At 69.3% G+C, this 22211-nt stretch carries 19 protein-coding genes and 2 pseudogenes; 11 read left to right on the top strand and 10 right to left on the bottom strand.

Translation table 11 applies throughout. From position 1 onward, the window contains the following. Window positions 1-2 precede the first annotated feature (2 nt). Window positions 3-848, bottom strand: a complete 846-nt coding sequence (locus tag RF646_RS03200) for a lysophospholipid acyltransferase family protein (RefSeq protein WP_368835196.1) — start codon at window positions 846-848, stop codon at window positions 3-5. Between the two features lie 150 nt (window positions 849-998). On the opposite strand from RF646_RS03200, the gene RF646_RS03195 reads away from it, so the two are divergent. The 3 genes from RF646_RS03195 to RF646_RS03185 all read left to right on the top strand — a co-directional run bounded on the left by RF646_RS03195 (window position 999) and on the right by RF646_RS03185 (window position 4176). Further along, the gene (locus RF646_RS03195) at window positions 999-1790 is read left to right on the top strand and encodes an alpha/beta hydrolase (RefSeq protein WP_368835195.1); all 792 of its coding nucleotides are present in this window, start codon (window positions 999-1001) and stop codon (window positions 1788-1790) included. After that, a complete protein-coding gene (locus tag RF646_RS03190; protein ID WP_368835194.1) occupies window positions 1787-2200 on the top strand; it encodes a hypothetical protein in 414 nt (137 codons plus the stop codon). The genes RF646_RS03195 and RF646_RS03190 overlap by 4 nt, the downstream gene beginning before the upstream one ends. 167 nt (window positions 2201-2367) lie before the next feature. Further along, on the top strand, window positions 2368-4176 hold the full coding sequence (locus RF646_RS03185) for a long-chain fatty acid--CoA ligase (RefSeq protein ID WP_368835193.1): 1809 nt from the start codon (window positions 2368-2370) through the stop codon (window positions 4174-4176). Between the two features lie 70 nt (window positions 4177-4246). On the opposite strand, the gene RF646_RS03180 is transcribed toward RF646_RS03185, so the two are convergent. Both RF646_RS03180 and RF646_RS03175 read right to left on the bottom strand, forming a co-directional pair. Beyond that, entirely contained in the window at window positions 4247-5674 is a 1428-nt protein-coding gene (locus RF646_RS03180) for a mycothione reductase (RefSeq protein WP_368835192.1), read from the bottom strand. 59 nt (window positions 5675-5733) lie between these two features. Next, window positions 5734-9183: a pyruvate carboxylase gene (locus tag RF646_RS03175; RefSeq protein ID WP_368835191.1), complete on the bottom strand. Its 3450-nt coding sequence runs from the start codon at window positions 9181-9183 to the stop codon at window positions 5734-5736. Between the two features lie 280 nt (window positions 9184-9463). Between RF646_RS03175 and RF646_RS03170 the strand changes: the two genes are divergently transcribed. Then, a complete protein-coding gene (locus RF646_RS03170; protein WP_085105896.1) occupies window positions 9464-10303 on the top strand; it encodes a ParA family protein in 840 nt (279 codons plus the stop codon). Window positions 10304-10338: 35 nt separating this feature from the next. On the opposite strand, the gene RF646_RS03165 is transcribed toward RF646_RS03170, so the two are convergent. From RF646_RS03165 to gcvH, 5 genes are all read right to left on the bottom strand, one after another. Next, complete coding sequence (locus RF646_RS03165; RefSeq protein WP_064845778.1) at window positions 10339-10881, bottom strand: MerR family transcriptional regulator; 543 nt, start codon at window positions 10879-10881, stop codon at window positions 10339-10341. Between the two features lie 237 nt (window positions 10882-11118). Next, entirely contained in the window at window positions 11119-11631 is a 513-nt protein-coding gene (locus tag RF646_RS03160; RefSeq protein ID WP_064845758.1) for a bifunctional nuclease family protein, read from the bottom strand. Then, window positions 11628-12383 (bottom strand): MerR family transcriptional regulator, encoded by a 756-nt coding sequence (locus tag RF646_RS03155; protein ID WP_368835190.1) that lies wholly within the window; start codon window positions 12381-12383, stop codon window positions 11628-11630. Before RF646_RS03155 ends, RF646_RS03160 begins: the two co-directional genes overlap by 4 nt. 8 nt (window positions 12384-12391) lie before the next feature. After that, complete coding sequence (locus RF646_RS03150; protein WP_368835189.1) at window positions 12392-12835, bottom strand: FHA domain-containing protein; 444 nt, start codon at window positions 12833-12835, stop codon at window positions 12392-12394. 34 nt (window positions 12836-12869) lie between these two features. Continuing rightward, window positions 12870-13256: a glycine cleavage system protein GcvH gene (gcvH, locus tag RF646_RS03145; RefSeq protein WP_064845761.1), complete on the bottom strand. Its 387-nt coding sequence runs from the start codon at window positions 13254-13256 to the stop codon at window positions 12870-12872. Between the two features lie 149 nt (window positions 13257-13405). On the opposite strand from gcvH, the gene RF646_RS03140 reads away from it, so the two are divergent. Both RF646_RS03140 and RF646_RS03135 read left to right on the top strand, forming a co-directional pair. Beyond that, window positions 13406-14845 carry a TrkH family potassium uptake protein gene (locus tag RF646_RS03140; RefSeq protein WP_368835188.1) on the top strand — a complete coding sequence of 480 codons (1440 nt, stop codon included), beginning with the start codon at window positions 13406-13408 and terminating at the stop codon, window positions 14843-14845. Window positions 14846-14911: 66 nt separating this feature from the next. Next, window positions 14912-15601, top strand: coding sequence for a TrkA family potassium uptake protein (locus tag RF646_RS03135; protein ID WP_064845762.1), 690 nt, complete (start codon window positions 14912-14914; stop codon window positions 15599-15601). A gap of 8 nt (window positions 15602-15609) precedes the next feature. On the opposite strand, the gene RF646_RS03130 is transcribed toward RF646_RS03135, so the two are convergent. After that, the gene (locus tag RF646_RS03130) at window positions 15610-16614 is read right to left on the bottom strand and encodes a GTP-binding protein (RefSeq protein WP_368835187.1); all 1005 of its coding nucleotides are present in this window, start codon (window positions 16612-16614) and stop codon (window positions 15610-15612) included. 13 nt (window positions 16615-16627) lie between these two features. Next, window positions 16628-17656 (bottom strand): LLM class flavin-dependent oxidoreductase, encoded by a 1029-nt coding sequence (locus RF646_RS03125; protein ID WP_098055229.1) that lies wholly within the window; start codon window positions 17654-17656, stop codon window positions 16628-16630. Between the two features lie 101 nt (window positions 17657-17757). On the opposite strand from RF646_RS03125, the gene RF646_RS03120 reads away from it, so the two are divergent. The 5 genes and pseudogenes from RF646_RS03120 to RF646_RS03100 form a co-directional block, all read left to right on the top strand. Next, a complete protein-coding gene (locus RF646_RS03120; RefSeq protein ID WP_156523370.1) occupies window positions 17758-17916 on the top strand; it encodes a hypothetical protein in 159 nt (52 codons plus the stop codon). Between the two features lie 87 nt (window positions 17917-18003). Next, window positions 18004-20223, top strand: a complete 2220-nt coding sequence (gene mbhE / locus RF646_RS03115) for a hydrogen gas-evolving membrane-bound hydrogenase subunit E (RefSeq protein ID WP_368835186.1) — start codon at window positions 18004-18006, stop codon at window positions 20221-20223. Window positions 20224-20407: 184 nt separating this feature from the next. Beyond that, a pseudogene (locus RF646_RS03110) lies at window positions 20408-20605 on the top strand (transposase); the annotation flags it as partial. A 186-nt stretch (window positions 20606-20791) separates the two neighbouring features. Beyond that, a complete protein-coding gene (locus RF646_RS03105) occupies window positions 20792-21823 on the top strand; it encodes an IS30 family transposase (RefSeq protein WP_368835304.1) in 1032 nt (343 codons plus the stop codon). Window positions 21824-21857: 34 nt separating this feature from the next. Further along, window positions 21858-22211: pseudogene (locus tag RF646_RS03100) on the top strand (zinc-binding dehydrogenase); the annotation flags it as partial.

Here is a 22211-nt window from a genome sequence, read left to right as displayed (position 1 = left end):
GTCTAGGCGGATTCCTTGGGACCGCGCTCGTCCGTTCCGTCATGTGAACGTCCCTGCAGCTTGGCGCCCAGGTTGCTCGCCTGCTGGGACACGGCGTCCGTGACCGCGCGTCCCTTGTCCCGGGTGGCCTCGACGACGTCGCGGGCCTGGTTCTTGAGCGCTGCGGTCTTCTCCTCGGCGAGCGCGCGCTTGTGATCGGCAGCGTAGACGTCTGCCATTTCCTGGCCAGAGATCTTCTGGATCGCGGCCATGATCTCGTCCGTCACGCGGCGCATGGTCGCGTGGTCCCCGCGCCGGGACATCAGGTCCGAGAAGTCCATGGGCTCACCGAAGACCGTGGTGACCTTGGCACGGCGCGGATCCGGGAACCGTGAGCCCAGGGGCTGCATCTTGTCCGTGCCGAACATCGCCACGGGGATCACGGGGGCCCCGGTCTCCAGCGCGAGGCGGGCCACACCGATCTTCCCCTTGTAGAGCCGACCGTCCGGGGAGCGCGTGCCCTCCGGGTAGATCCCGATCAGCTTGCCCTCGGCGAGTGCCTGGCCACCGGCACTGAGCGATTTGGCGCTGGCCTTGCCACCCCTGCGGTCCATGGGGATCTGGTTGATGGCTTTGAAGAACGCGCCGATCACGCGGCCCTTGAGCCCGGGAGTCGTGAAATACTCGGACTTGGCCAGGAAATACACCTGGCGCGGCACGGCCACGGGCATAAAGATGGCGTCCGGGACGGACAGGTGGTTGCTCGCGAGGATCGCGGGGCCGTGCTCGGGGACGTTCTCCAGACCCACCACGGTGGGTCGGCACACCAGATTGACCACGGGGCCCACCACGTAGGTCTTCAAGAACATGTACACCATGAGCGGGAGCCCTTTCGTCATCGCGGGAGTCACCGGATGCCCGCGGTGACCCGGCCGTGCACCGGTGCGCTCACGCGGCACCGTGCCTTTGTTCCGCCACATTCTCTCACGAGTTCTCGCGGCGGCTGGCACAATGGCGCCATGTTCTCCGATCAGCAACTCCACGGCCCCCTGCACCTTCCCGGCTCTTCCTCCGTGGGGGTCCTCCTACTGCACGGCTTCACGGCCACCACGGCCTCCGTGCGGGATTGGGCGCACGCCGTCCACGAGGCCACCGACGACGCCGGAGCCCACCCGGGCGTGCGCGTCCCCCTGCTGCCCGGGCACGGGACGCAGTGGGAGGAACTGGCCGAACAACCATGGCAGGCCTGGCGGGACGCCGTGGACGAACAGTACTGGGCGTTGCGCCGCGAGCACGACCGCGTGGTCGTGGGCGGGCTGTCCATGGGCGGCGCGCTGGCCCTGCACACCGCGGCCCGGCGGGAGGTCACCGGGGTGCTGCTCGTGAACCCCGCGCTGTCCCTCGTGAACCGGATGGCGCGGTTCAGTCACCTGGTGAGTCCCGTGGTCACGTCCCTGCCCGGCATCGGTGGCGACGTCAAGAAGGAGGACGTCCTGGAGTCCACCTACGACCGCACGCCCCTGGCCGCCGTCGCGCAGCTGAACGTGCTGATGCACCGGACCGTGCGCATGCTCCCGGCGATCACCGCGCCCACCGTGGTGTTCCGTTCCGAGGTGGACCACATCGTCTCCGGGGACTCCGCGGACCTGGTGGCCGAGCACAGTTCCGGGGACGTCCGCGTGGTCGATCTGCAGAACAGCTACCACGTGGCCACACTGGATCACGATGCCCCACTGCTCGAACGGATCTCCCGGGACGCGGTCCAGCGGTTGTCCCGGGGCGAGCAGTTCCTCCCCGAGGACCCGTCGTGAGTTCACGCCAACCACCGGAGGACCCGTTCGAGCGGATCATCCGCGGCAACTCGTGGGACGACGTCCCCCGCGACGACGAGGACCTCGAACCGTGGGCCGAGGACTTCCCGTGGGAGCCCCGCGAGCAACCGGCCGAGGAGATCCCCGTCGAACTGCGGGACACCCGGGAGGACGAACGCTACGAGCCCGATCCCGGGCCCGTTGCGAGCGGGATCTCCCCCGCCATGCTGCGCGCCCTGAGCACCGTGCTCGCGGTCATCGTGATCATGGTCGGACTCGCCCTGTTGCCCGGGCCCCTGCCCCCGGTTATGTGGCTGCTGGGCCTCGTGGGTCTGGTCACGGGTCTGTACCTGGTCTTCCGCGCGCTGCCGCAGGACTCCCCCGAGGACGACGACGGCGCCGTCGTCTGACGCGTCCGCGCGGCGCGTTCCAGCGGGTCCGGCTCCCCGGACGCGGGTGTCTCCGCCACAATCCTGCCGGGGTCGCCGTCATGTGGTGGACACGTCCAGTATATGCCGGGAGTGAGGCGCGACACACAGTAGGCTGAGAGCCGTTCCCATCAGGAAGGTGCCCCTCCATGCGACGCGTCAGCGCCCCGGCCATCGTCGATCCCCTGCCGTACCCCGGCATCGCCCACATCCTTGCCGAACGCGCCGAGCAGAAACCCGACACGGTGCTGTACACCGTGCTCGCAGAAGGGCGCGAGCGGGACGTCACGGCGCGACAGTTCCGTGACGAGGTCGTGGCCCTGGCCCGCGGGATCGCCGCGAAGGGCATCCGCCCCGGCGAGCGCGTGGGCCTGCTGAGCCGCACGCGCTATGAGTGGACGCTCGTGGACTTCGCCCTGTGGTGGGTCGGCGCAGTGCCGGTGCCCGTCTACGACACGTCCTCCCCCGATCAGATCGCCCACATCATGTCTGATTCGCAGGCCGTGGCGATCTTCGTGGAGACCGACGAACTGGCCGAACGCGTGCAGCGGGCCACCGGGATCACGGAGTTCGCGGCCGCACGGCGGATCTGCGTCTTCGACACCGCCTCCAGCGAAAACTCCCTGGAGGCCATGATCGCGGGCGGCGCGGACCGCACGGATCTGCAGACGCCCTACGACGGCGTGACCCTGGACGACGTCGCGACCCTCATCTACACCTCGGGAACCACGGGTGCGCCCAAGGGCTGCGAACTGACCCACCGCAATTTCGTGTCGTGCTCGCAGAACACCATCCCGGTGGCCGGTGCCGTCATGGCCGGGGGGTCCCGCACCCTCATGTTCCTGCCGCTCGCGCACGTGTTCGCCCGGTTCGTGGAGGTCACGTCCCTGGACGCCGGGATCACCCTGGCCCACACGCCGGATGTCTCCCACCTCATGGAGGACCTCGCCCGGTTCAAGCCCACGTTCATCCTGGCCGTGCCCCGCGTGTTCGAGAAGATTCTGGTGGGCGCGCGGTTCAAGGCCCAGGCCGGTTCGCCCGTGAAGAAGCTGATCTTCGAACGGGCCGTCGCGACCGCCGTCGCGTGGTCACGCGCCACCGTGAAGGGCCCCGTGCCGCCGCTGCTCGAAGCCCGCCACCGCCTCTACGACAAGCTCGTGTACTCCACGCTGCGCCAGGCCATGGGCGGGGACGTGCGCTATGCCGTCTCCGGGGGTGCAAGTCTGGGCGACTACCTCGCGCACTTCTTCAACGGGATCGGTGTGTACGTGGTCGAGGGCTACGGGCTCACCGAGACGACCGCCCCCATCGCGGCGAACTTCCCGAGCCTCAACCGGCTCGGCACGGTGGGCCACCCGATCCCCGGCAACGACGTCGCGATCGCCGCGGACGGGGAAATCCTCGTGCGCGGCGCCAACGTGTTCAAGGGCTACCACGGGCTGCCCGATAAGACCGCCGAGGCGTTCTTCGACGGTTGGTTCGCCACCGGGGACCTGGGCCACCTGGACGACGAGGGTCTGCTCACGGTCACGGGGCGCAAGAAGGAGATCATCGTCACCGCGGGCGGCAAGAACGTGATCCCCAACCAACTCGAGGACCCCATCCGCGCCTCCGCGACCGTGGGGCAGATCATGGTCGTCGGGGACGACCGCCCCTTCGTGGCCGCCCTGATCACCCTGGACCCCGAGACGCTGCCCAAGGTGCTGCCCGGACTCGGGCTGGATCCGCACATGAGCGTCGACCGGGCCGCACGCGAGGAGGCCGTCATCGACCACGTCCAGAAGATCGTGGACCACGCCAACGCCAAGGTCTCCCGCGCGGAGGGCGTCAAGGCCTTCCGCATCCTGGACCGTGACCTCACGATCGAGGACGGCCACCTCACTCCGTCCATGAAGCTCAAGCGGGCCAAGGTCGCCCAGGACTTCGCGCGCGAGATCGAGGACATCTACGCGCGCTGACAGCCCGCCGACGCCGTGGGGTGCCCGGGCCAGGAACTGCGCTTCGCATACCGGGCTCCGGGCGCCCGGTTTAGTCCCCCGTGCGCTGCCCGGGGACGTCCAGACCCAGTAGCGCGTTCTCCACCACCTCCGCGAGCGCGGGGTGGATCCAGTACTGGCCGCGTGCCATTTCGTGGGCCCGCAGCCCGAAGGACATGCCCTGGACGAGCGGCTGGATCAGGTTGGAGGAATCGCGGCCGATGAGGTGTGCCCCCAGCAGCTCGCCGGTGCGGGCGTTCGCGATGAGTTTGCAGATCCCGGCGTGGTCCTCCATGGCCCAGCCGTAGGCCACGTCCCCGAAGTCCTGTTCCTTGATCGTGATCCGCTCGTCGTTCCGGGCGGCCCACTCGCGGGCCTGGACCTCGGTCATGCCCACGGACGCGATCTGCGGTTCAGTGAACACCGCGGACGGCACGTAGCGGTGATCGGTCGCGCGCAGATCCTGCGGGTGCACCACGTTGTGGGAGACCGTGCGGGCCTCGGCGTTGGCCACGTGCTTGAGCTGGTACGGGGAGCACACGTCCCCGAGGGCCCATACGCCGGTCACGGGTTCCCCGTCCGAGAGCACACGCTGGTACTCGTCCACGGCGAGCAGACCGCCGCCGGTGACGTCCAGGTGGGCGGCTTCCGGGCGCAGCGTGTCCGCATTGGGGACGCGCCCCGTGGCCAGCAGGACGACGTCGGCGGTGCCGTCCCAGTGCTGTGCGGAACCGTCGGAGGCCTGCGCCGACACCGTCAGGCGGCCGTCCTCGGCACGCTCGATCCCGGAGAGCGTCCACCCGAGTTGCAGGTCCCACTGTTCGGCGGCCTCGCGCGTGAAGCGTTCGGCGATCGTGTCGTCGTGTTCGCGCAACAAGCGCTGCGAACGGTTGAGCTGGGTCACGGAGGCGCCCAGTCCGCGGAAAACGTGGCAGAACTCGGCGGCCACGTACCCGCCGCCCACCACGATGACGTCTCGGGGGAACTCGTCCAGGCGCATCACGGTGTCCGAGGTGTGCACCCCGGGCAGGTCGGTACCCAGCACGTCGGGGATGCTGACCCGCGAACCGTTGGCCAGCACGATCTCATCGGCGATGATCCGCTGCCCGGACTCGGTCTCGAGGACCTTGGGTTCCACGAAGTGCACGTACTCCTGGATCACCGTGACGTTGTCGAGCGACTCGCGGTACTGCAGCCCGTTCTTGGAGATCGCGTCGATCCGGGCGAAGATGCGATCCCGCATGCCGGGCCAGTCCACACCCTCGATCACGGCGTCCAGGCCCAGCCGTATGGCGTCCCGCGCTTGGTCCCCCACGGTGGCCGGGTACGCGTACATCTTGGTGGGGATGCACCCCACGTTCAGACACGTCCCCCCGAACCGGCCGGGTTCCACGATGGCGACGTCGAGGTCCGCGTACTCGTCTGTGAGGATGGAGTTGCCGGAGCCGGAGCCCACGATGATCAGGTCGAAAGAACGCATGTGCCCCATCCTAGGCCGCCGCCCCGCGCGTCCGAGGACAGGCGGGGCGGCGGGATCCGTCACTCGGGGTCGATCACCAGCACCAGGTCCCCGCCGCTGACGTGCGCGGTGTCCGCAAGTGCCACGCGGGAGACCGTGCCCGAGACCGGCGCAGTGATGGACGCCTCCATCTTCATGGCCTCGATCGTGGCCACTGAGTCCCCCGCGGCGACCTTTGCCCCCTCGGAGACCGTGACCGTGACCGCACCGGCGAAGGGTGCCGCCACGTGCCCGGGCTTGGATGTGTCCGCCTTCTCGGTCTCCACGGCCTGGGACTTCACCGACTCGTCGCGGATCTCGAGCAGGCGCAGCTGACCGTTGAGGGTCACCATGACCGTGCGCATCCCCTTCTCGTCCGGTTCGGAGATCGCCTGCAGGGTGACCAGCAGCCGCACCCCCTTGCCGAGCGAGATGACGTGCTCGTGGTCCTGTTTCAGCCCGTACAGGAAGTCGCGGGTGTGCAGGAGGGAGATGTCCCCGTACTTGGTGCGCGAGTTCTGGTAGTCGCGCGTGGGGCCGGGGAAAAGCAGCCGGTTCAGGGCCGCGCGGCGCACCTCGCCCGGCTGGGCGAGCTCCTCGACATCCTGCTCCGAGAGCTCCTCGTCCGCCAGGTGCACGGTGCGTCCCTCCAGCGCCTTGCTGCGGAACGGTTCCGGCCAGCCCGCGGGCGGGGTGCCGAGCTCGCCGGCGAGGAAGTTGATCACGGAGTCGGGGATGTCGAACTTGCGGGGATCGGCCTCGAACTCGGCGGGGTCCACGTCCATGCCCACGAGCTGCAGGGCGAGGTCGCCCACCACCTTGGACGACGGCGTGACCTTGACCAGGTGCCCCAGCATCCGGTCCGCGGCGTGGTACATGTCCTCGATCGCCTCGAACTTCTCCCCGAGCCCCAGCGCGATGGCCTGCTGGCGCAGGTTTGAGAGCTGCCCGCCCGGGATCTCGTGGCGGTACACGCGGCCGGTGGGCCCGGTCAGCCCGGACTCGAAGGGCTTGTAGATGGAGCGCACCACTTCCCAGTAGGGCTCCATGTCGCTCACGGTGTCCAGATCAAGTCCGGTGTCCCGGTCCGTGTTCTCGAGCGCGGCCACGAGCGCGGAGCCCGAGACCTGGGACGTGGTGCCGGCCATGGACGCGGATGCGGCGTCGACGGCGTCGACCCCGGCCTCCGCAGCGGCGAGCAGCGTGGCGAGCTGCCCGCCCGCGGTGTCGTGGGTGTGCAGGTGCACCGGCAGGTCGAAGCGCTCGCGCAGGGCCGCCACGAGACGCCGCGCGGCCTCCGGGCGCAGCAACCCCGCCATGTCCTTGATCGCCAGGATGTGCGCGCCGGCGTCCACGCACTGCTGAGCGAGGTCCAGGTAGTAGTCGAGCGTGTAGACGTTCTCCTGCGGGTCGAGCAGGTTGCCCGTGTAACACAGGGTCACCTCGGCCACCGCGGTGCCCGTGGCCCGCACCGCCTCGATGGCCGGGCGCATCTGCTCGACGTCGTTGAGCGCGTCGAAGATCCGGAAGATGTCGACGCCGGTCTCGGCCGCCTCCGCGACGAACGCGTTGGTCACCTCCACCGGGTACGGCGTGTACCCCACGGTGTTGCGCCCGCGCAGCAGCATCTGGATGGGGATGTTCGGCATCGCCTCGCGCAGCAGCCGCAGCCGCTCCCACGGGTCCTCCCCCAGGAAGCGCAGCGCAACGTCGTACGTGGCACCGCCCCAGGCCTCGACCGAGAGCAGCCCCGGCAGCAGGTGCGCGTACGCGGGTGCCGCCGCGAGCAGGTCGCGGGTGCGCACACGGGTGGCCAGCAGGGACTGGTGGGCGTCACGGAACGTGGTGGACGTCACTGCGAGCGGTTCGTAGTTCCGCAGGGTGCGCGCGAAGCCCTCGGGCCCCTGCTCCTGGAGCACCTGGCGCCAGCCGGAGGGCACCTCGTGGGAGGACGGACCGTCGAACGGGCTGCGGAAGGGTTCGTCCCGCTTGTCCCCCGGGTAGTGCGGGAGCTTGTTGCGCGGGTCCATGCCGTCGATGCGCTCGCCGTGGGGCTTGTTGACCGTCACCTCCGCGAGGTAGTTCAGCGCGCGGGTGCCGCGGTCCGCCGAGCCCTTGCCCTTGAGCAGGTCCGGGTGGTTCTCGATGAAGTCCGTGGCCACGTCCCCGGCCAGGAAGTCCGGATTGTGCAGCACGGCCCGCAGGAACTGGATGTTGGTGGCGATCCCGCGGATGCGAAACTCGGCGAGCGCGCGGCGGGCGCGGTGCACCGCGGTGGTGTAGTCGCGTCCGCGGCACGTGAGCTTCACGAGCATCGAGTCGAAGTGCGGGGAGATCTCCGCGCCCGCGTAGAGCGTGCCGCCGTCCAGGCGCACACCGGCGCCACCGGCGGAACGGTAGGCCGAGACCTTCCCCACGTCCGGGCGGAAGTCGTTGGCGGGATCCTCCGTGGTGATCCGGCACTGCAGGGCGGCCCCGCGCACGCGCAGCGCGTCCTGCGAGATGCCCAGGTCGTCCAGGCTCTCACCGGCGGCGATGCGCAACTGGGACTGGACCAGGTCCACGTCCGTGATCTCCTCGGTCACGGTGTGCTCCACCTGGATCCGGGGGTTCATCTCGATGAACACGTGCTGCCCCGCGCGTTCCCCCGCGGTGTCCACGAGGAACTCCACGGTGCCCGCGTTGACGTAGCCGAGCTCCCGGGCGAACTTCACCGCGTCCCGGTGCAGGGCGTCACGGATCTCCTCGTCCAGGTGCGGTGCCGGGGCGATCTCGATGACCTTCTGGTGCCGGCGCTGCAATGAGCAGTCCCGTTCGAACAGGTGCACGATGTTGCCCTCATTGTCCGCGAGGATCTGCACCTCGATGTGCCGCGGACGTAACACGGCCTGCTCGATGAACACGGTGGGGTCACCGAACGCGGTGTCCGCCTCGCGCATCGCGGCGTCGAGCGCTTCCGCCAACTGTTCGGGCTTCTCCACGCGCCGCATCCCGCGGCCACCGCCACCGGCGACCGCCTTGACGAACACCGGGAAGCCGATCTTCTCCGCGGCCTCGATCAACGTCTCCTTGTCCGAGGAGGGGTCCGAGGACTCGAGCGTGGGGATGCCCGCGCGCCGCGCGGCCCGCAACGCCTCGACCTTGTTCCCGGCGAGTTCCAGGATCTCGGCGCGCGGACCCACGAACGTGATGCCCTCCGCCTCGGCCGCGCGCGCCAGGTCCGGGTTCTCGGACAGGAAACCGTAGCCCGGGTAGATGGCGTCCGCCCCGGACTCCTTGGCCACGCGCACGATCTCGGCCACGTCCAGGTACGCGCGGACCGGGTGGCCCTCCTCCCCGATGTGGTAGGCCTCGTCCGACTTCTGGCGGTGGATCGAATTGCGGTCCTCGTACGGGAAGACGGCAACGGTCTTGGCGCCGAGTTCGTACGCCGCTCGGAACGCGCGAATGGCAATCTCGCCGCGGTTGGCCACCAGGATCTTGGAGAACATGACTACCGTTTCCGCACGCGGCGCCCTGTGGGGCCCGCGCACTGGGTGAGGAGACGACTACCGGGACAGCTTACGTGAGCCGCGCCTCGGCAGGGTAGCCCGGATGTCGTGTCCCCTGTGCCGGTCCAGACAACATCCGCCGCTCGTGGTGACATCTACAGCTCATGACGACGACGCCGCGCGGCACCGCCCTACCCGGCTCGCGACGTGCGGTGATCCACCCACTAGCATGGAACAGGCTGGTGGGCAGCCCCCATTTCAGGTGACAGAAGGGTGATCCGTGCAGATCGTCAGCATCAGCAGCCTCAAGGGCGGGGTGGGCAAGTCCTCCGTGGTCCTGGGGTTGGCCTCCGCCGCTCTCGAAGCACACGTCCCCACGCTCGTGGTGGACCTGGACCCCCACGGCGACGCCTCCACGGCGCTCGGCGTCCACGCCCGCCCGGGGCACGAGGTGGGCACCGTGCTGCGCCGCCCCCGCAAGGGTGCACTGGCCTCCGTGGCCACGGCATCTTCGTGGACCAAACATCCCATCACCCCGCACACCGTGCCCGCGGGCCCGGGCGCCCCTGCCGACGGGTCATCGACCGGGGACGGCGCACGAGCCGTGCTGGACGTGGCACCAGGCTCCGCGGCGTCGTCGCACCTTGACCACGCCGCGTTCCGGACCAAGGACCTCAAGCGTCTCGAGACCGCGCTGCGGGGACTGGCCCGCTACGAGCTCGTGCTGATCGACTGCCCGCCCACCCTGAGCGCGCTGACCCGCATGGCGTGGGCCGCGTCCCACAAGGTGCTCTCCGTGGCCGAGCCGTCCCTGTTCTCCGTGGCGGGCACCAAGCGCACCATGACGGCGCTCGCGCAGTTCGAAACTTCCCGGATCTGGGCCGTCCCGGAGGCCGGGGTGGTGATCAACCGCGTGCGCGACGACTCGGTCGAACAGCGTCACCGCATGCGGGAACTGCAGGAGTTGTTCGGACCGCTCGTGGTGGATCCCGTGCTGCCGGACCTGTCCGTGATGCAGCAGATCCAGGGGGCCGCGTGGCCCGTCCACCGCTGGCCGGGTGCCCCGGCTCAGGATCTCGCGCAGCGCTTCGGCACCATTCTGGCGGGCCTCACGCGCTGATCCCGCAACCCGCGGCGGCGGGGTGCGGTGGCGGGTCAGCCCGCGTTCTTCTTGCGACGGCGCGCGCGCCGGGCGGACAGCTCGTCCTCCGGGAACGGATCCGCGGCGGGGGCCCCGTCCAGGCTCGTGTGTTCGCCCGGCATGGAGGCCAGCGTGCCCTCGACCTCGCGCCACACCCGGCCCACCGCGATCCCGAACACGCCCTGACCGCCCTGGACCAGGTCGATGACCTCGTGGGGGGACGTGCATTCGTAGACGCTCGCGCCATCGGACATGAGCGTCAACCGCGTGAGGTCCTCGATGTTGCGCAGCCGCAGCGCGCCCACCGCCGAGCGGATCTGCTGCAGGGAAACACCGGTGTCGAGCAGGCGCTTGACGACCTTGAGCACCAGGATGTCCCGGAAGCTGTAGAGCCGCTGCGACCCGGAGCCCTTGGCGCCGCGCACGGTGGGTTCCACGAGATCGGTCCGCGCCCAGTAGTCGAGCTGGCGGTACGTGATCCCCGCGGCCTTGCATGCGGTGGGACCGCGGAAGCCCACGGTCTCGTCGTAGCCGCCCAGGTTGTCAGTGAACAACATCTCCTGGGTGCCGCCGGCGAGGGAAGATGCGCGCAGCCGTGCCGCGTCCAGCGGCAGCTCCGGATTGCTCAAGCGTCCTCCTCATGCGTGGGTAGGGGTGTCCGATCCCCCGGACACGGGCACCAGCTCGCTGACGCCTCCTCGACGGTAAACCCACGGGTGGAGCGGGTCAAAGACATTGCCCACGGGCGGGCCCGTGTCGTCAGCCTACCCGCACGGGGCCCAGACGGGGTGGAATCAGGACTGGAAATCGTCCGGATCCACGTGGTCCAGGAAATCCCGGAATTCCCGGACCTGGGCCTCGGCCTCCTGCGGCTGGTCCCCCGCCTGTTCCCGCAGCTCCCCGTCCGGGCTGAGCACCAGACCGGCCTCGTCCAGCACGGCCGCGGCGCACAGGATGGGGCATGACGTGCGCGCCGCGATCGCGAGGGCGTCCGAAGCGCGGGCGTCCACCACGGTGCCGTCGTCGAAGGAGATGGCCGCGTGGAACACCGTGTTCTCCACCGTGTGCACTACGACGTCCCGCACGCTGCGCCCGAGCTGGTCCACCACGGACAACAGGAGGTCGTGTGTAAGGGGGCGCGGGGGCTCGATGCCCTGCAGCGCGAACACGATGGACGTGGCCTCGTTGGTCCCCATCCAGATGGGTAGACGCCGGGCGCCCTGAAGTTCGCGCAGCACGACCACGGGCTGGCCCGTGGGCACGTCCATGCGCACCCCGGCGATCTCCATGCGCACGTTCGGGCTCATTGCGCGCTCCCGTCCGTGTCCGACGAGGCGAACGGTTGCACCGTCTCCTCCACCTGCGAGGTCACAAGCGCGGTCATCACGGTGAGGCACAGCGAGGCGATCTCTCGAGCCCGCTGCACGGCCCTCCGCCGCGTCTCGGGGTCCCTGCGGTTGCGCAACGGTGAGATGCTGCCCTCGACCAGGGCGATCACGCGCTCCGAGGCGCCCCGCAGCACCCGCAGGTGCCGCGGTTCGATCCCGTACCCGTTGAGCTTGCCCGCAGCCACGGCCACGGTAAGTGCGTGGCCGTCGAACGCGCCGACCCGTTCCACGAGCAGGCCGTGGTTGAGCAGTTCCCGCAGCAGCGGCACGTCCGTGCCCGACCGCGCCGCGAGCTCGCGCAGGGTGTACCGCCGACCGTCGTCCGGAACCGGTGAAGTGGGTTCGGGGTCGACGCCGTCCCTGGAGCGTCCGGTCCCCGGTTCCTGCCGCTCGGTGTCCTGCGCGGGATCCTCGCCCCGGTCCAAGCGGTCACGGATGACCCGCAACGGGAGGTAGCGCTCACGCTGCAGCGTCAACACGGTCTCCAACCGGGCGACGTCCTCGTGGGAGTACTTGCGGTACCCCGAGGCGCTCCGCAACGGGTGCACGAGTCCCTGGTCCTCGAGGAAGCGCACCTTGGACGCGGTCAGTTCAGGGAACTGCGGCTGCAATCGGCGCAGTAACGCCCCGATACCCACCCGCGGGATCTGCGGTCGTTCGGAATCAGGCATGGAGCGCGTCAGGAACCGTTCTGCACGGAGTGGTAGTACGTAAACCGGAACTTGCCGATCTGGACCTGGTCGCCGTTCTCCAGCACCTTGGTGGCGACCCGGTCACCGTTGACGTAGGTGCCGTTGAGGGAGGACTGGTCCACTGCCTCGAACGTACCGCTGCGTCGGATGAACTCCACATGACGGCGGGACACCGTGACGTCGTCCAGGAACACCGAGCACGCCGGGTGACGACCCGCGACGATCTCGTCCCGGTCCAGCAGGAACCGGGCACCGGTCAGCCCGCCGTTCGTCTCCAGCAGCAACGCGGAGCCCGGGGGCAGGGAGGCCACCGCGTTCTGCTCGCTCTCGGAGAGTTTGTGGTGAGCGGCATGGGCCAGCACATCCCCCACGATCTGGATGGATGTGGTCTCCGGACCCGCCTGGGTACCGGGTTTCTCATGGTTCGACATCAGGGTTCCCTCACCTCACGTGAAGTTGGCGTATTCAGTCCAGCAACTGCTGGTAAGCATCGGCGTCCAATAGCTGCCCGGTGGCATCCGAGGAGTCCACGCGCACGGTGAACAGCCAGCCGGATCCGTACGGGGACTCGTTGAGCGCGCCGGGGTTGTCCACGAGGTCGTCGTTGACGCTCACGATCTCGCCGCTGACGGGCGCGAAGAGATCGCTCACGGACTTGGTGGACTCGACCTCCCCCACCACGTCCCCGGCGGAGACGGTGTCCCCGACCTCCGGTAGTTGGACGAACACGACCTCGCCCAGTTCGTTCTGTGCGTGGTCCGTGATGCCCACGCGGAAAGTGTTGTCCTCGTGGAGGTCCTCGACCCACTCGTGTTCTTCGGTGTACGCGAGTTCCGCGGGAATGTTGGTCATGTCGGTCAGTTTAGGGCACGACTCACGCAGTCGGGTTCATCACACGTGCGCGTGTGCAGCGCGCCGGTGTCAGCTGAACGGCCTACGAGGTTCAGGCGCGCTCACGCGGCGCTCAGCCGGTACCGCCCCGGCGGGTGTATTTTGACCCCGTGCCCATCACCGAGGCCCTCCGCCAGGCCGCGATCCGCGCGCGCACGCACGGGTCCAGGATCCCCCGCGCCGTCCCCCTGAGCCGACGACGCCGCGATCCGCTGCACCTGCACGAGCTCACCCCCGCCCGGTCCGCACGGATCATCGTCACGGCCTTCCTGGTGGCCGTGCTCGCGGGCACCGGGCTACTCATGCTGCCCCCAGCCACCACGGCTCCCGGGGGCACGGACGTGCTCACGGCGGCATTCACCGCGACCTCCGCGTTGTGCGTGACCGGCCTGGTCACGGTGGACACCGCGACCTACTGGACGCCATTCGGTCAGGTGGTGATCATCTGTCTGATCCAGGTGGGTGGCTTGGGTGTCATGACGTTCACGACCATGCTGGGGATCCTGCTGGCCCGTAAATTCGGCCTGTCCTCCCGGTTGCTCGCCAACGCGGAGACGAAATCCCGCGGCGGAGCGCGCAAGGTGGTCGCACGCATCGTGGCGACCACCGCCGTGATCGAGAGCATCGCGGCGCTCATCCTGTTCCTGCGGTTCTGGGGCCACTACCACTACCCGCCGGGCACCGCCCTGGCCCACGCGGGGTTCCACGCCGTGTCCGCGTTCAACAACGCGGGATTCGCGCTGTACACACTCAACGTCATGGACTTCGCGGGCGACGCCTGGATCCTGCTCACGCTCGCGGCGTGCGTGATCCTGGGCGGGCTAGGCTTCCCGGTGCTCTACGAACTGCGCCGCCACATCCGGGTGCCCCGGCGCTGGAGCATGAACACCCGGCTCGTGCTGCTCGCGACCCCCGTGCTGCTCGCGGGAGGCACGCTGTTCCTGCTGGTGCTCGAGTGGAACAACCCGGGCACCCTGGGCGGCCAACCGCCCGCGGTCAAGCTGCTCAACGCGTTCTTCCAGTCCACGATCTCCCGCACCGCGGGCTTCAACAGCATCGACATCGGTCACATGCACCCGGTGTCGTGGCTCGGGATGGACATCCTGATGTTCATCGGCGGCGGCCCCGCGGGCACGGCCGGCGGTCTCAAGGTCACGACGTTCGGGGTGCTGTTCTTCGTGGCCCTCACCGAAATCCGGGGTGGCGCCGCGGTACCCGTGCTCGGCAAGCAGCTCTCCCGCTCCGTCCAGCGCGAGGCCATCACGGTCGTGGTGCTCGCGACCGTGGCGGTGATCGGTGGCACGATGCTCATCATGCTCACGGACACCGGCCTGGGCCTGGACCGTGTCCTGTTCGAGTCCGTCTCCGCGTTCGCGACCGTGGGACTGAGCACGGGGATCACCCCCACGCTCGCCCCGTTCGCGCAGTGGGTGTTGATCGCCCTGATGTTCACGGGCAGACTCGGCCCGGTCACCGTGGCCGCGGCCATCGCATTCGGCCGCCGCCCACCCCGTTACGAACTGCCCAAGGAACGACCGCTCATCGGATGAGCCCGGGCCAGCCCGCGCCACCCGTGGACCCGGTGCTCGACGACCACGACCCACGAAGGAAGCCCCATGTTCGGATCCCACCCCGCCGCGTCATCCCGCAACGCCATGGCCAACGCCGTGGTCGTGATCGGGCTGGGCCGCTTCGGCGGCGCCCTGGCCACGGAACTGATGCGCAACGGCACGGACGTGCTGGGCGTGGACATGGACGAGACGGTGGTCCAGCGCTTCAACGGCAAGCTCACGTCCGTGGTGCGCGCGGACGCCACGGACGAGGACGTGCTGCGGGAGCTGTCCGTGGACGAGTTCGACCGCGCGGTCGTGGGCATCGGTTCGGACATCCAGGCGAGCATTCTCGCGGCGTCCCGGCTCGTGAAGTTCGGGTGCCCCGCGATCTGGGCCAAGGCCATCACGGAGCCCCACGCGGAGATCCTGACCCAGATCGGCGTGCAGCACGTGGTCAATCCCGAGAGCGACATGGGCACGCGTGCCGCGCACCTGATCCAGCACCGGATCCTGGACTTCGTGCCCATCGACGCGGACTACGCCCTGGTGCGGTGCACCCCGCCGGAACCCATCCAGCAACGACCCATGGACCTGCTCAACGTGCGGCGTCGGTTGGGGGTCTCGGTGGTGGCCGTGTGCCGCCCGGGCGGTCAGTGGGAGCCCATCGAACCCGGCACCATGCTCTACGACGACGACCAGATCCTCGTGACCGGGCCCACCGCCAAGGTAGAGCACTTCTCGAACCTGACCTGAGGGTGTTCCTATAGGAACCGAGTCAGTCGGCGCAGCTCACGGGCCGTGGCCGCGGGAGCGCCGTCGGGGCGCACGAGGGCGTCGAGGCGGCGGCGCAGTGCGGCGTCGTCGCACTCCAGGCCGATGGCCACGACCCGGGACCGCGCGGGCTCGTCGGAGGGCCGTGACACCCGGTCCACCGAGACGTATCCCGCCACGGAGTGCGCCACGAACCGGCGGATCCCCCGGCCCGCGGCGACATCCACGATCGCCTTGATCCGGTGGACGGACGCGGGCGGGTCCTCGAGCAGCTCGGCGAACGCCGCGGGGTCCACGACCGAGGGCGCGTCCAGGGCCGTGGCGCGGTGGTGGACGTGGTGGTCGTGGTCGGGGGCCCGGCCGAACTCCCACAGCGCGAGCTGGCCGCCCTCGGGTACGGGGTGCTCGGCGGCGTCGAAGAACAACCGGGGATCGGCCGCCCCGTGGGGCGCGTCGATGACGAGCGCATGCGGATTGGCGTGCGCGATCCGTTCGCGCACCGCGGCGGTCTCCCGGGGATCGGCGAGGTCGGTCGTGGTCAGCAGCACGACCGCTGCGGCCTTGACGTGCTGCGCGAGGTCCCAGCCGCTGGCCTCCGCGAGCGCCACGCGGGCCACGGCGATCACCTCGACGAGCCCGCCGAAGCGTACGTCGCGCACCTCGCTGCCCAGGACCATATGGATGAGCCCCGGGGGCTCGGCGATCCCGGAGCCCTCGATCACGACCGCGTCGAGCTCGAGGGAGGGCCGGGACAGCGCACGCAGGGCGTCGTCGAGCTGGCGGGGGTCCTCGATGCAGCACAGGCACCCGCCCGCGATCGACACGGGTTCGGCAACGTGCCCCGCCACGAGCGCGGCATCGACATTCACGTCCCCGAAGTCGTTGATGATCACACCGATTCGCGCGCCGCCGGTCGCGAGGAAGTGGTTGAGCACCGTGGTCTTGCCGGAACCCAGGTAGCCGGTGAGGATCAGGACGGGAAGCGAGCTCGGCATGGGTCCATGCTTATCAGTCCGCGAGCATGTCCCGCACGAGGGGCGCAACACGCGTGCCGTAGAGCTCGATGCTACGCATGAGCTTTCCGTGGGACAGCGGGCCCGTGGAGATCTTCAGGTCGAAGCGCGAGGCACCCAGGGCCCGCACGCCCGCGGCGATCTTACGGGCCACGGTCTCGGGAGATCCCACAGCCATGGACCCGTGCTCCACCTCCTCCAGGAAGGACTCCTCGGTGGGTGCGGGCCACCCGCGCTCGGCTCCGATGCGCTCGGTGGAGATCGTGTAGGGGCGGAAGAACTCCTCGCGGGCCTGCTCGTCGGTGTCGGCGACGTACCCGTAGGAGTGGTAGGCCACGGGGTTGTCGGAATGGCCGAACTCGGCGAGCGCGCGGCGGTAGAGGTCGCTGAACGGCGAGAACCGCTCCACGGGCCCGCCGATGATCGCGAGCATGAGCGGGAGGTCGTAGTGCGCGGCCCGCACAACCGACTGCGGGGAACCACCCACCGCGATCCACGTGGGCAGCGGTCCGTTCTCGAGCGGCGGGTAGAGGCTCACGTCCCGCAGGTCCTGGGTCAGCGTGCCCTTCCAGGTCACCGGCTGACTCGTGCGCAGCGCCGCGAACAGCGCGAGCTTCTCCTCGAACAGTGCCTCGTAGTCCTGCAGGTCGTATCCGAACAGCGGAAAGGACTCGGTGAACGAGCCGCGGCCCAGCACGACCTCAGCCCGCCCGTGGGACAGCGCGTCCAGCGTGGCGAAGCGTTCGTAGACGCGCACCGGGTCGTCCGAGCTGAGCACCGTCACCGCCGTGCCCAGGCGCAACCGCTCGGTGCGCGTGGCGATCCCGGCGAGCACGACGTCCGGGGCGGAGATCGCGAAGTCGTCCCGGTGGTGCTCCCCGATCCCGATCGAGTGCAGCCCCACCTGATCCGCGAGCACCGCTTGCTCCACCACGTTGCGGACGGTCTGCGCGTGCGAGACGGGGCGGTCGTCGTCGTCCCACGTGACGTCCCCGAAGGTGTCGATTCCCAGTTCAACGGCCATGCCACGCACAACATTGTGGACACGTCAGCTATTCCGGTGGCGGCCCCTGCGGGTGGCCGGTCGCTTCCCCACCCCGCGGGCTCTTGCTAGGCTCGATCGCGATGCCCACGTTCCCGATCGCCACTGCCGCGCGCCCGCACGCCGTCCCTCGCGGCAGCGTGTCTCCGGGTCTGCTCGTCCGATCCGTGGGTACGAACGGCCAGGTGTCCTCGTGGGGCGCCAACCAGGCCGGCGCACCGCCGTCGGCCTCCGTCCACTGACCCCGGAGCCGTTGCCGGCGCTCGTGAGCGCCCACGCCGTCCTCCGGCCCGCTCTGACCTCATGTCACCCCGGACCTAGGTGGACCATTGCTACTTGCCTGCCTCGCGGGCGCACTCCTCACGTGCGCGCTCGCCCCCCTGTTGACCCGCGCGATCGGCCGCAACGTCGGATGGCTGCTCGCGGTGCCCCTGCTCGGCGCCGCGGCGTTGGTCGCCCTCGGGTACGACGACGCCGCGCACTCCCCCGCCGAGCCCACCCCCGCGGTGGTCGAGTCGCTGCCGTGGATCCCGTCCCTGGACGTGGGGCTCGACCTGCGCCTGGACGGGCTCTCGCTGGTCTTCTCCCTCCTGGTCCTGGTGATCGGGGCCGCGGTGCTGTGTTACGCCACGCGCTACCTCGAGCGCACGGACCGGGCCGATCGCGGGAAGCACGCGGGGTTCTATGCGCTCATGACGGGCTTCGCGGCGGCCATGCTGGCCCTCGTGCTCGCGGACGACCTCGTGGTGTTCTACGTCGCGTGGGAGGCCACCACGCTATGTTCGTTCCTGCTCATCGCACGCTCGGGGGACGGCGCACGGGAACCCGCGATCCGCACATTGCTCGTGACCGTGGCCGGCGGGCTCGTGCTGCTCGCGGCCGTCACCGTCATGATCGTGGCCACCGGCACGACCCGGATCAGCGCCGTCCTGACGCACGACGTGTGGGGTGCGCAGTCCGGGCTGACCACGCTCGTGGCCGTCCTCGTGGCGGTCGCCGCGTTCACCAAGTCCGCCCAGTTCCCGTTCCAGGCGTGGTTGCCGGACTCTATGGTCGCGATCACCCCGGTCTCCGCGTACCTGCACGCCGCGGCCATGGTCAAAGCCGGCATCTACCTTCTCTTGCGCTTCTCCCCCGTCTTCTCCGGAGTTCCCGCGTGGACCGTCCTGCTCGTCACGGCAGGACTCGTCACCGCGGTGTTCGGTGCCGTGGCCGCGCTGCGCCGCTACGACCTCAAGGAACTGCTGGCCTACTCGACCATGAGCCAGCTGGGTCTGTTAACCGCGATGATCGGGGTGGGCACCACGGCCGCACTGTCCGCCGCGGTGGTGCACACGATCGCGCACGCGCTGTTCAAGTCCACCCTGTTCATGGGCGTGGGCGTGATCGATCACAGCGCCCACACCCGGGATCTGCGCGAGCTGGCCCGGATGAACCCGCGGATGCCCGTGACCGCCACCCTCATGGTGCTGACCGCCGCCTCCATGGCGGGGATCCCGTTGTTGCTCGGTTTCGTGAGCAAAGAGTCCATGCTCGCGGCCTTCCTCGAGGCTCCCGGTCCCGCGTGGGCCCCGTGCTTGCTCACCGCGACGGCCGCCCTCGCCTCGGTCTTCACGGTCGCCTACGCTGCGCGCCTCGTGCTGGGCGCGCTCGGTGGCCGCAACGGCACCGTGGTGCCCGAGGCCCCGGTGTCCTTCTGGGCCGCGCCCGCCTCGGGTGCCCTCGCGGGGCTCGTCCTGGGTCTCGTGCCGTTCCTGCTGGACGGGCTCGTCTCCGCGGGTGCGAGTGCGGCCGCCGGGTCCACCGTGGAGAAGAACCTCGCGGTGTGGCACGGCCCGGTCCCCGAACTGTTCGTCTCCCTCGCCGTGCTCGCCTCGGGTGCCGCACTCGTCCTCGCCCGACGCCGCGTGCACGCCGTCCTGGCCCCGCGCGCCTTCCCGTTCTCCGCCCTGGACGGCGTGGACCGGGCGCGCGAGGGGACCATCCGGCTGGGCGGCGTCGTGGGCTCGTGGACGAACAGCCCCGCCCCCGCGCGGCACCTGTCGATCCCCGCGGTGTGCCTGAGCGTCGTCGCGCTGCTCGCCGTGTGGAGCACGACCGAGTTGCGGCCGGTGCGGATCGCGGCGAGCGAGCCCTTCGACTGGCTGCTCGCGCTGCTGATCGCGTGCGGTGTGATGGCCATGATGAACGCGCGCAGCCTGATCTCCGCGATCGTGGTGACCGGGGTGGTGGGCTTCTCGATCACCGTGTGGTTCTTCGACCTGGGCGCCACGGACGTGGCCATGACCCAGCTGCTCGTGGAGATTCTCACGGTGTGCGTCATGGTCCTATTGCTGCGCCGCCTGCCCGCGCGCTTCTCCTCCCCCGGCGCACGACGCCGCGTGGTCGCGCTGCTCGTGGCGGGCGCCGCGGGGCTGGCGACCACCGCGGGCGTGTGGATGCTGACCGGACGGCGCGAGGCCTCACCCGCGTCCGAGTACTACCTGACCCACGGCTACAACGAGACCGGCGGGTCCAACCTGGTCAACACGATCCTCGTGGACCTTTGATTCCAGCAGTCGTCGCAACACCTACAGAAGAGGTGTCGCGGTGGCGGAGAAGAGATACATCGACGAGCAGAAGGAGGAGTTCTTCCGAGTTCTTGATCGAGGCGGGACCGTTCGCGCGGCGGCGCGGGCGGTCGGTGTTCACGAGAACGCCGGTTACAACTGGCTGCGCAAGACGGGGTTGACGATGCATCGGGCGACTCCGCGCATCTACCCGCCGGAGTTGAAGGAGGAGTTCCTGCGGCTCGTTCGCGAGCGGCAGATCATCTCGACCGTCGCACACGAGTTGGGCATTCATCGTCCGACCGCGTACGCGTGGGCACGGAAAGCGGGGATTTCCACGAGCGAGGCACGGCGGGTTAATCCCCGACGCGAGGAGTTTCTGCGCCTCAGGGCGGCAGGGCTCACGCGCTCGGAAGCCAGAGCACGAGTAGGCGTGGATGCCCGCTCAGCGGCTGATTGGGATAAGGGCATCACAATCATCAACCGAGGCAGGGTCTATCCCGATGGCCGCATCGTGCGTTACCCCAAGCAGAACAATGGGAACGTGCCTGAACGAAGATCCCGTGCGATCGGCGGAAGCGTCGACCTGAATGTCGTGGAGAAGGTCATCGATGGCCGATACGTCAGCCTTCTTGAGCGAGAGCAACTCCAGGATCTGCGCCGCTCAGGGCTCTCCATCCGGCAGATCGCGGCGGAGATGGGGCGGTCGCCGTCGACGATCAGTCGGGAGCTGCGCCGCAACACGGTCTCCGCCCGGGGATACATGCCCCACACCGCGCACCGGCTCTCGGTCAAGCGGCGAGCCCGGGCGCGTCAGCCGAAACTCCTCGCCCACGACGCGCTTCGTTCCTACGTTCAGGAGAAACTGAAGATGAAGTGGTCTCCGCAGCAGATCAGCCACCGACTGGTCAAGGACTTCCCGGCCGCTCCGCAGATGCGGGTGTGCACCGAGACGATTTACCAGGCGATCTATGTCCATGCGCGCGGCGAACTGAAGCGTTCACTCGGACAGCAACTTCGCCGCGGGAGGGTTGCACGGAAACCACACCGACGGGCCGATGCGCGACGTACACGATTCGTCGATCCGATGAACGCCATCAGCAACCGTCCGCCCGTGGTCGATGCTCGTGATGTTCCCGGGCATTGGGAGGGAGACCTCATCATCGGAGCACTCGGCGGGTCTGCGATGGCAACGTTAGTCGAGCGGTCAACGCGCTTCGTGATGCTCGGGTATCTCGGGCGAGAGCGGACCGCGGAGGCCGTCCGTGACTCTCTCATCACGACCGTCCGGGATCTGCCTGCGGCGCTGCGAGGCAGCCTGACCTGGGATCAGGGCGCGGAGATGGCAGAGCACCGCGCGTTCAGCACCGCGACGAACTTCGAGGTCTACTTCGCCGATCCCGGCTCGCCCTGGCAACGCGGCAGCAACGAGAACACCAACGGCCTCCTCCGGCAGTACTTCCCCAAGGACACCGATCTCGCTGCACACAGCATCACTGACCTCGCAGCAGTAGCTCAGGAGCTCAACGGACGCCCCCGAAAGTCATTGGACTGGGATACCCCGGCCGAACGGATGGATGCTTTACTGAAAGCCACGTGATCAACGTGTTGCGACGACTGCTGGAATCCAAGCTGCCTGGCAGGCCGTGCAGTACGCCGCGCCCGGGCAGGGCGGGTCCCTGGCGGTGCTCGGTCTGGGCCCGGTCGGTCAGATGTCCGCCCGCATTGGCAAGCACTTGGGTTATGAGGTGTTCGCGGTGGACCCGGTCCCGGAGCGCCGGGCCATGGCCGAACGCCACGGCATCGCCACCCTGGACTCCACGGACGGCGTGGTCGAGCAGCTCAAGGACCTCACCGGCGGGCGCGGCCCGCATGCGGTGGTGGACGCGGTCGGGATGGAGGCCCACGGCTCCCCGATGGCCGGGATGGCCCACCAAGCGGTGGGAGCATTGCCGTCCGCGCTGGGTCGCAAGGCGATGGAAACGGCG

This window comes from Kocuria sp. CPCC 205261, from assembly GCF_040981025.1.
Taxonomy (GTDB): domain Bacteria; phylum Actinomycetota; class Actinomycetes; order Actinomycetales; family Micrococcaceae; genus Kocuria; species Kocuria marina.
Note: the sequence above shows the minus strand (reverse complement) of the source record. Positions and strands in the feature narration are given on the sequence as shown.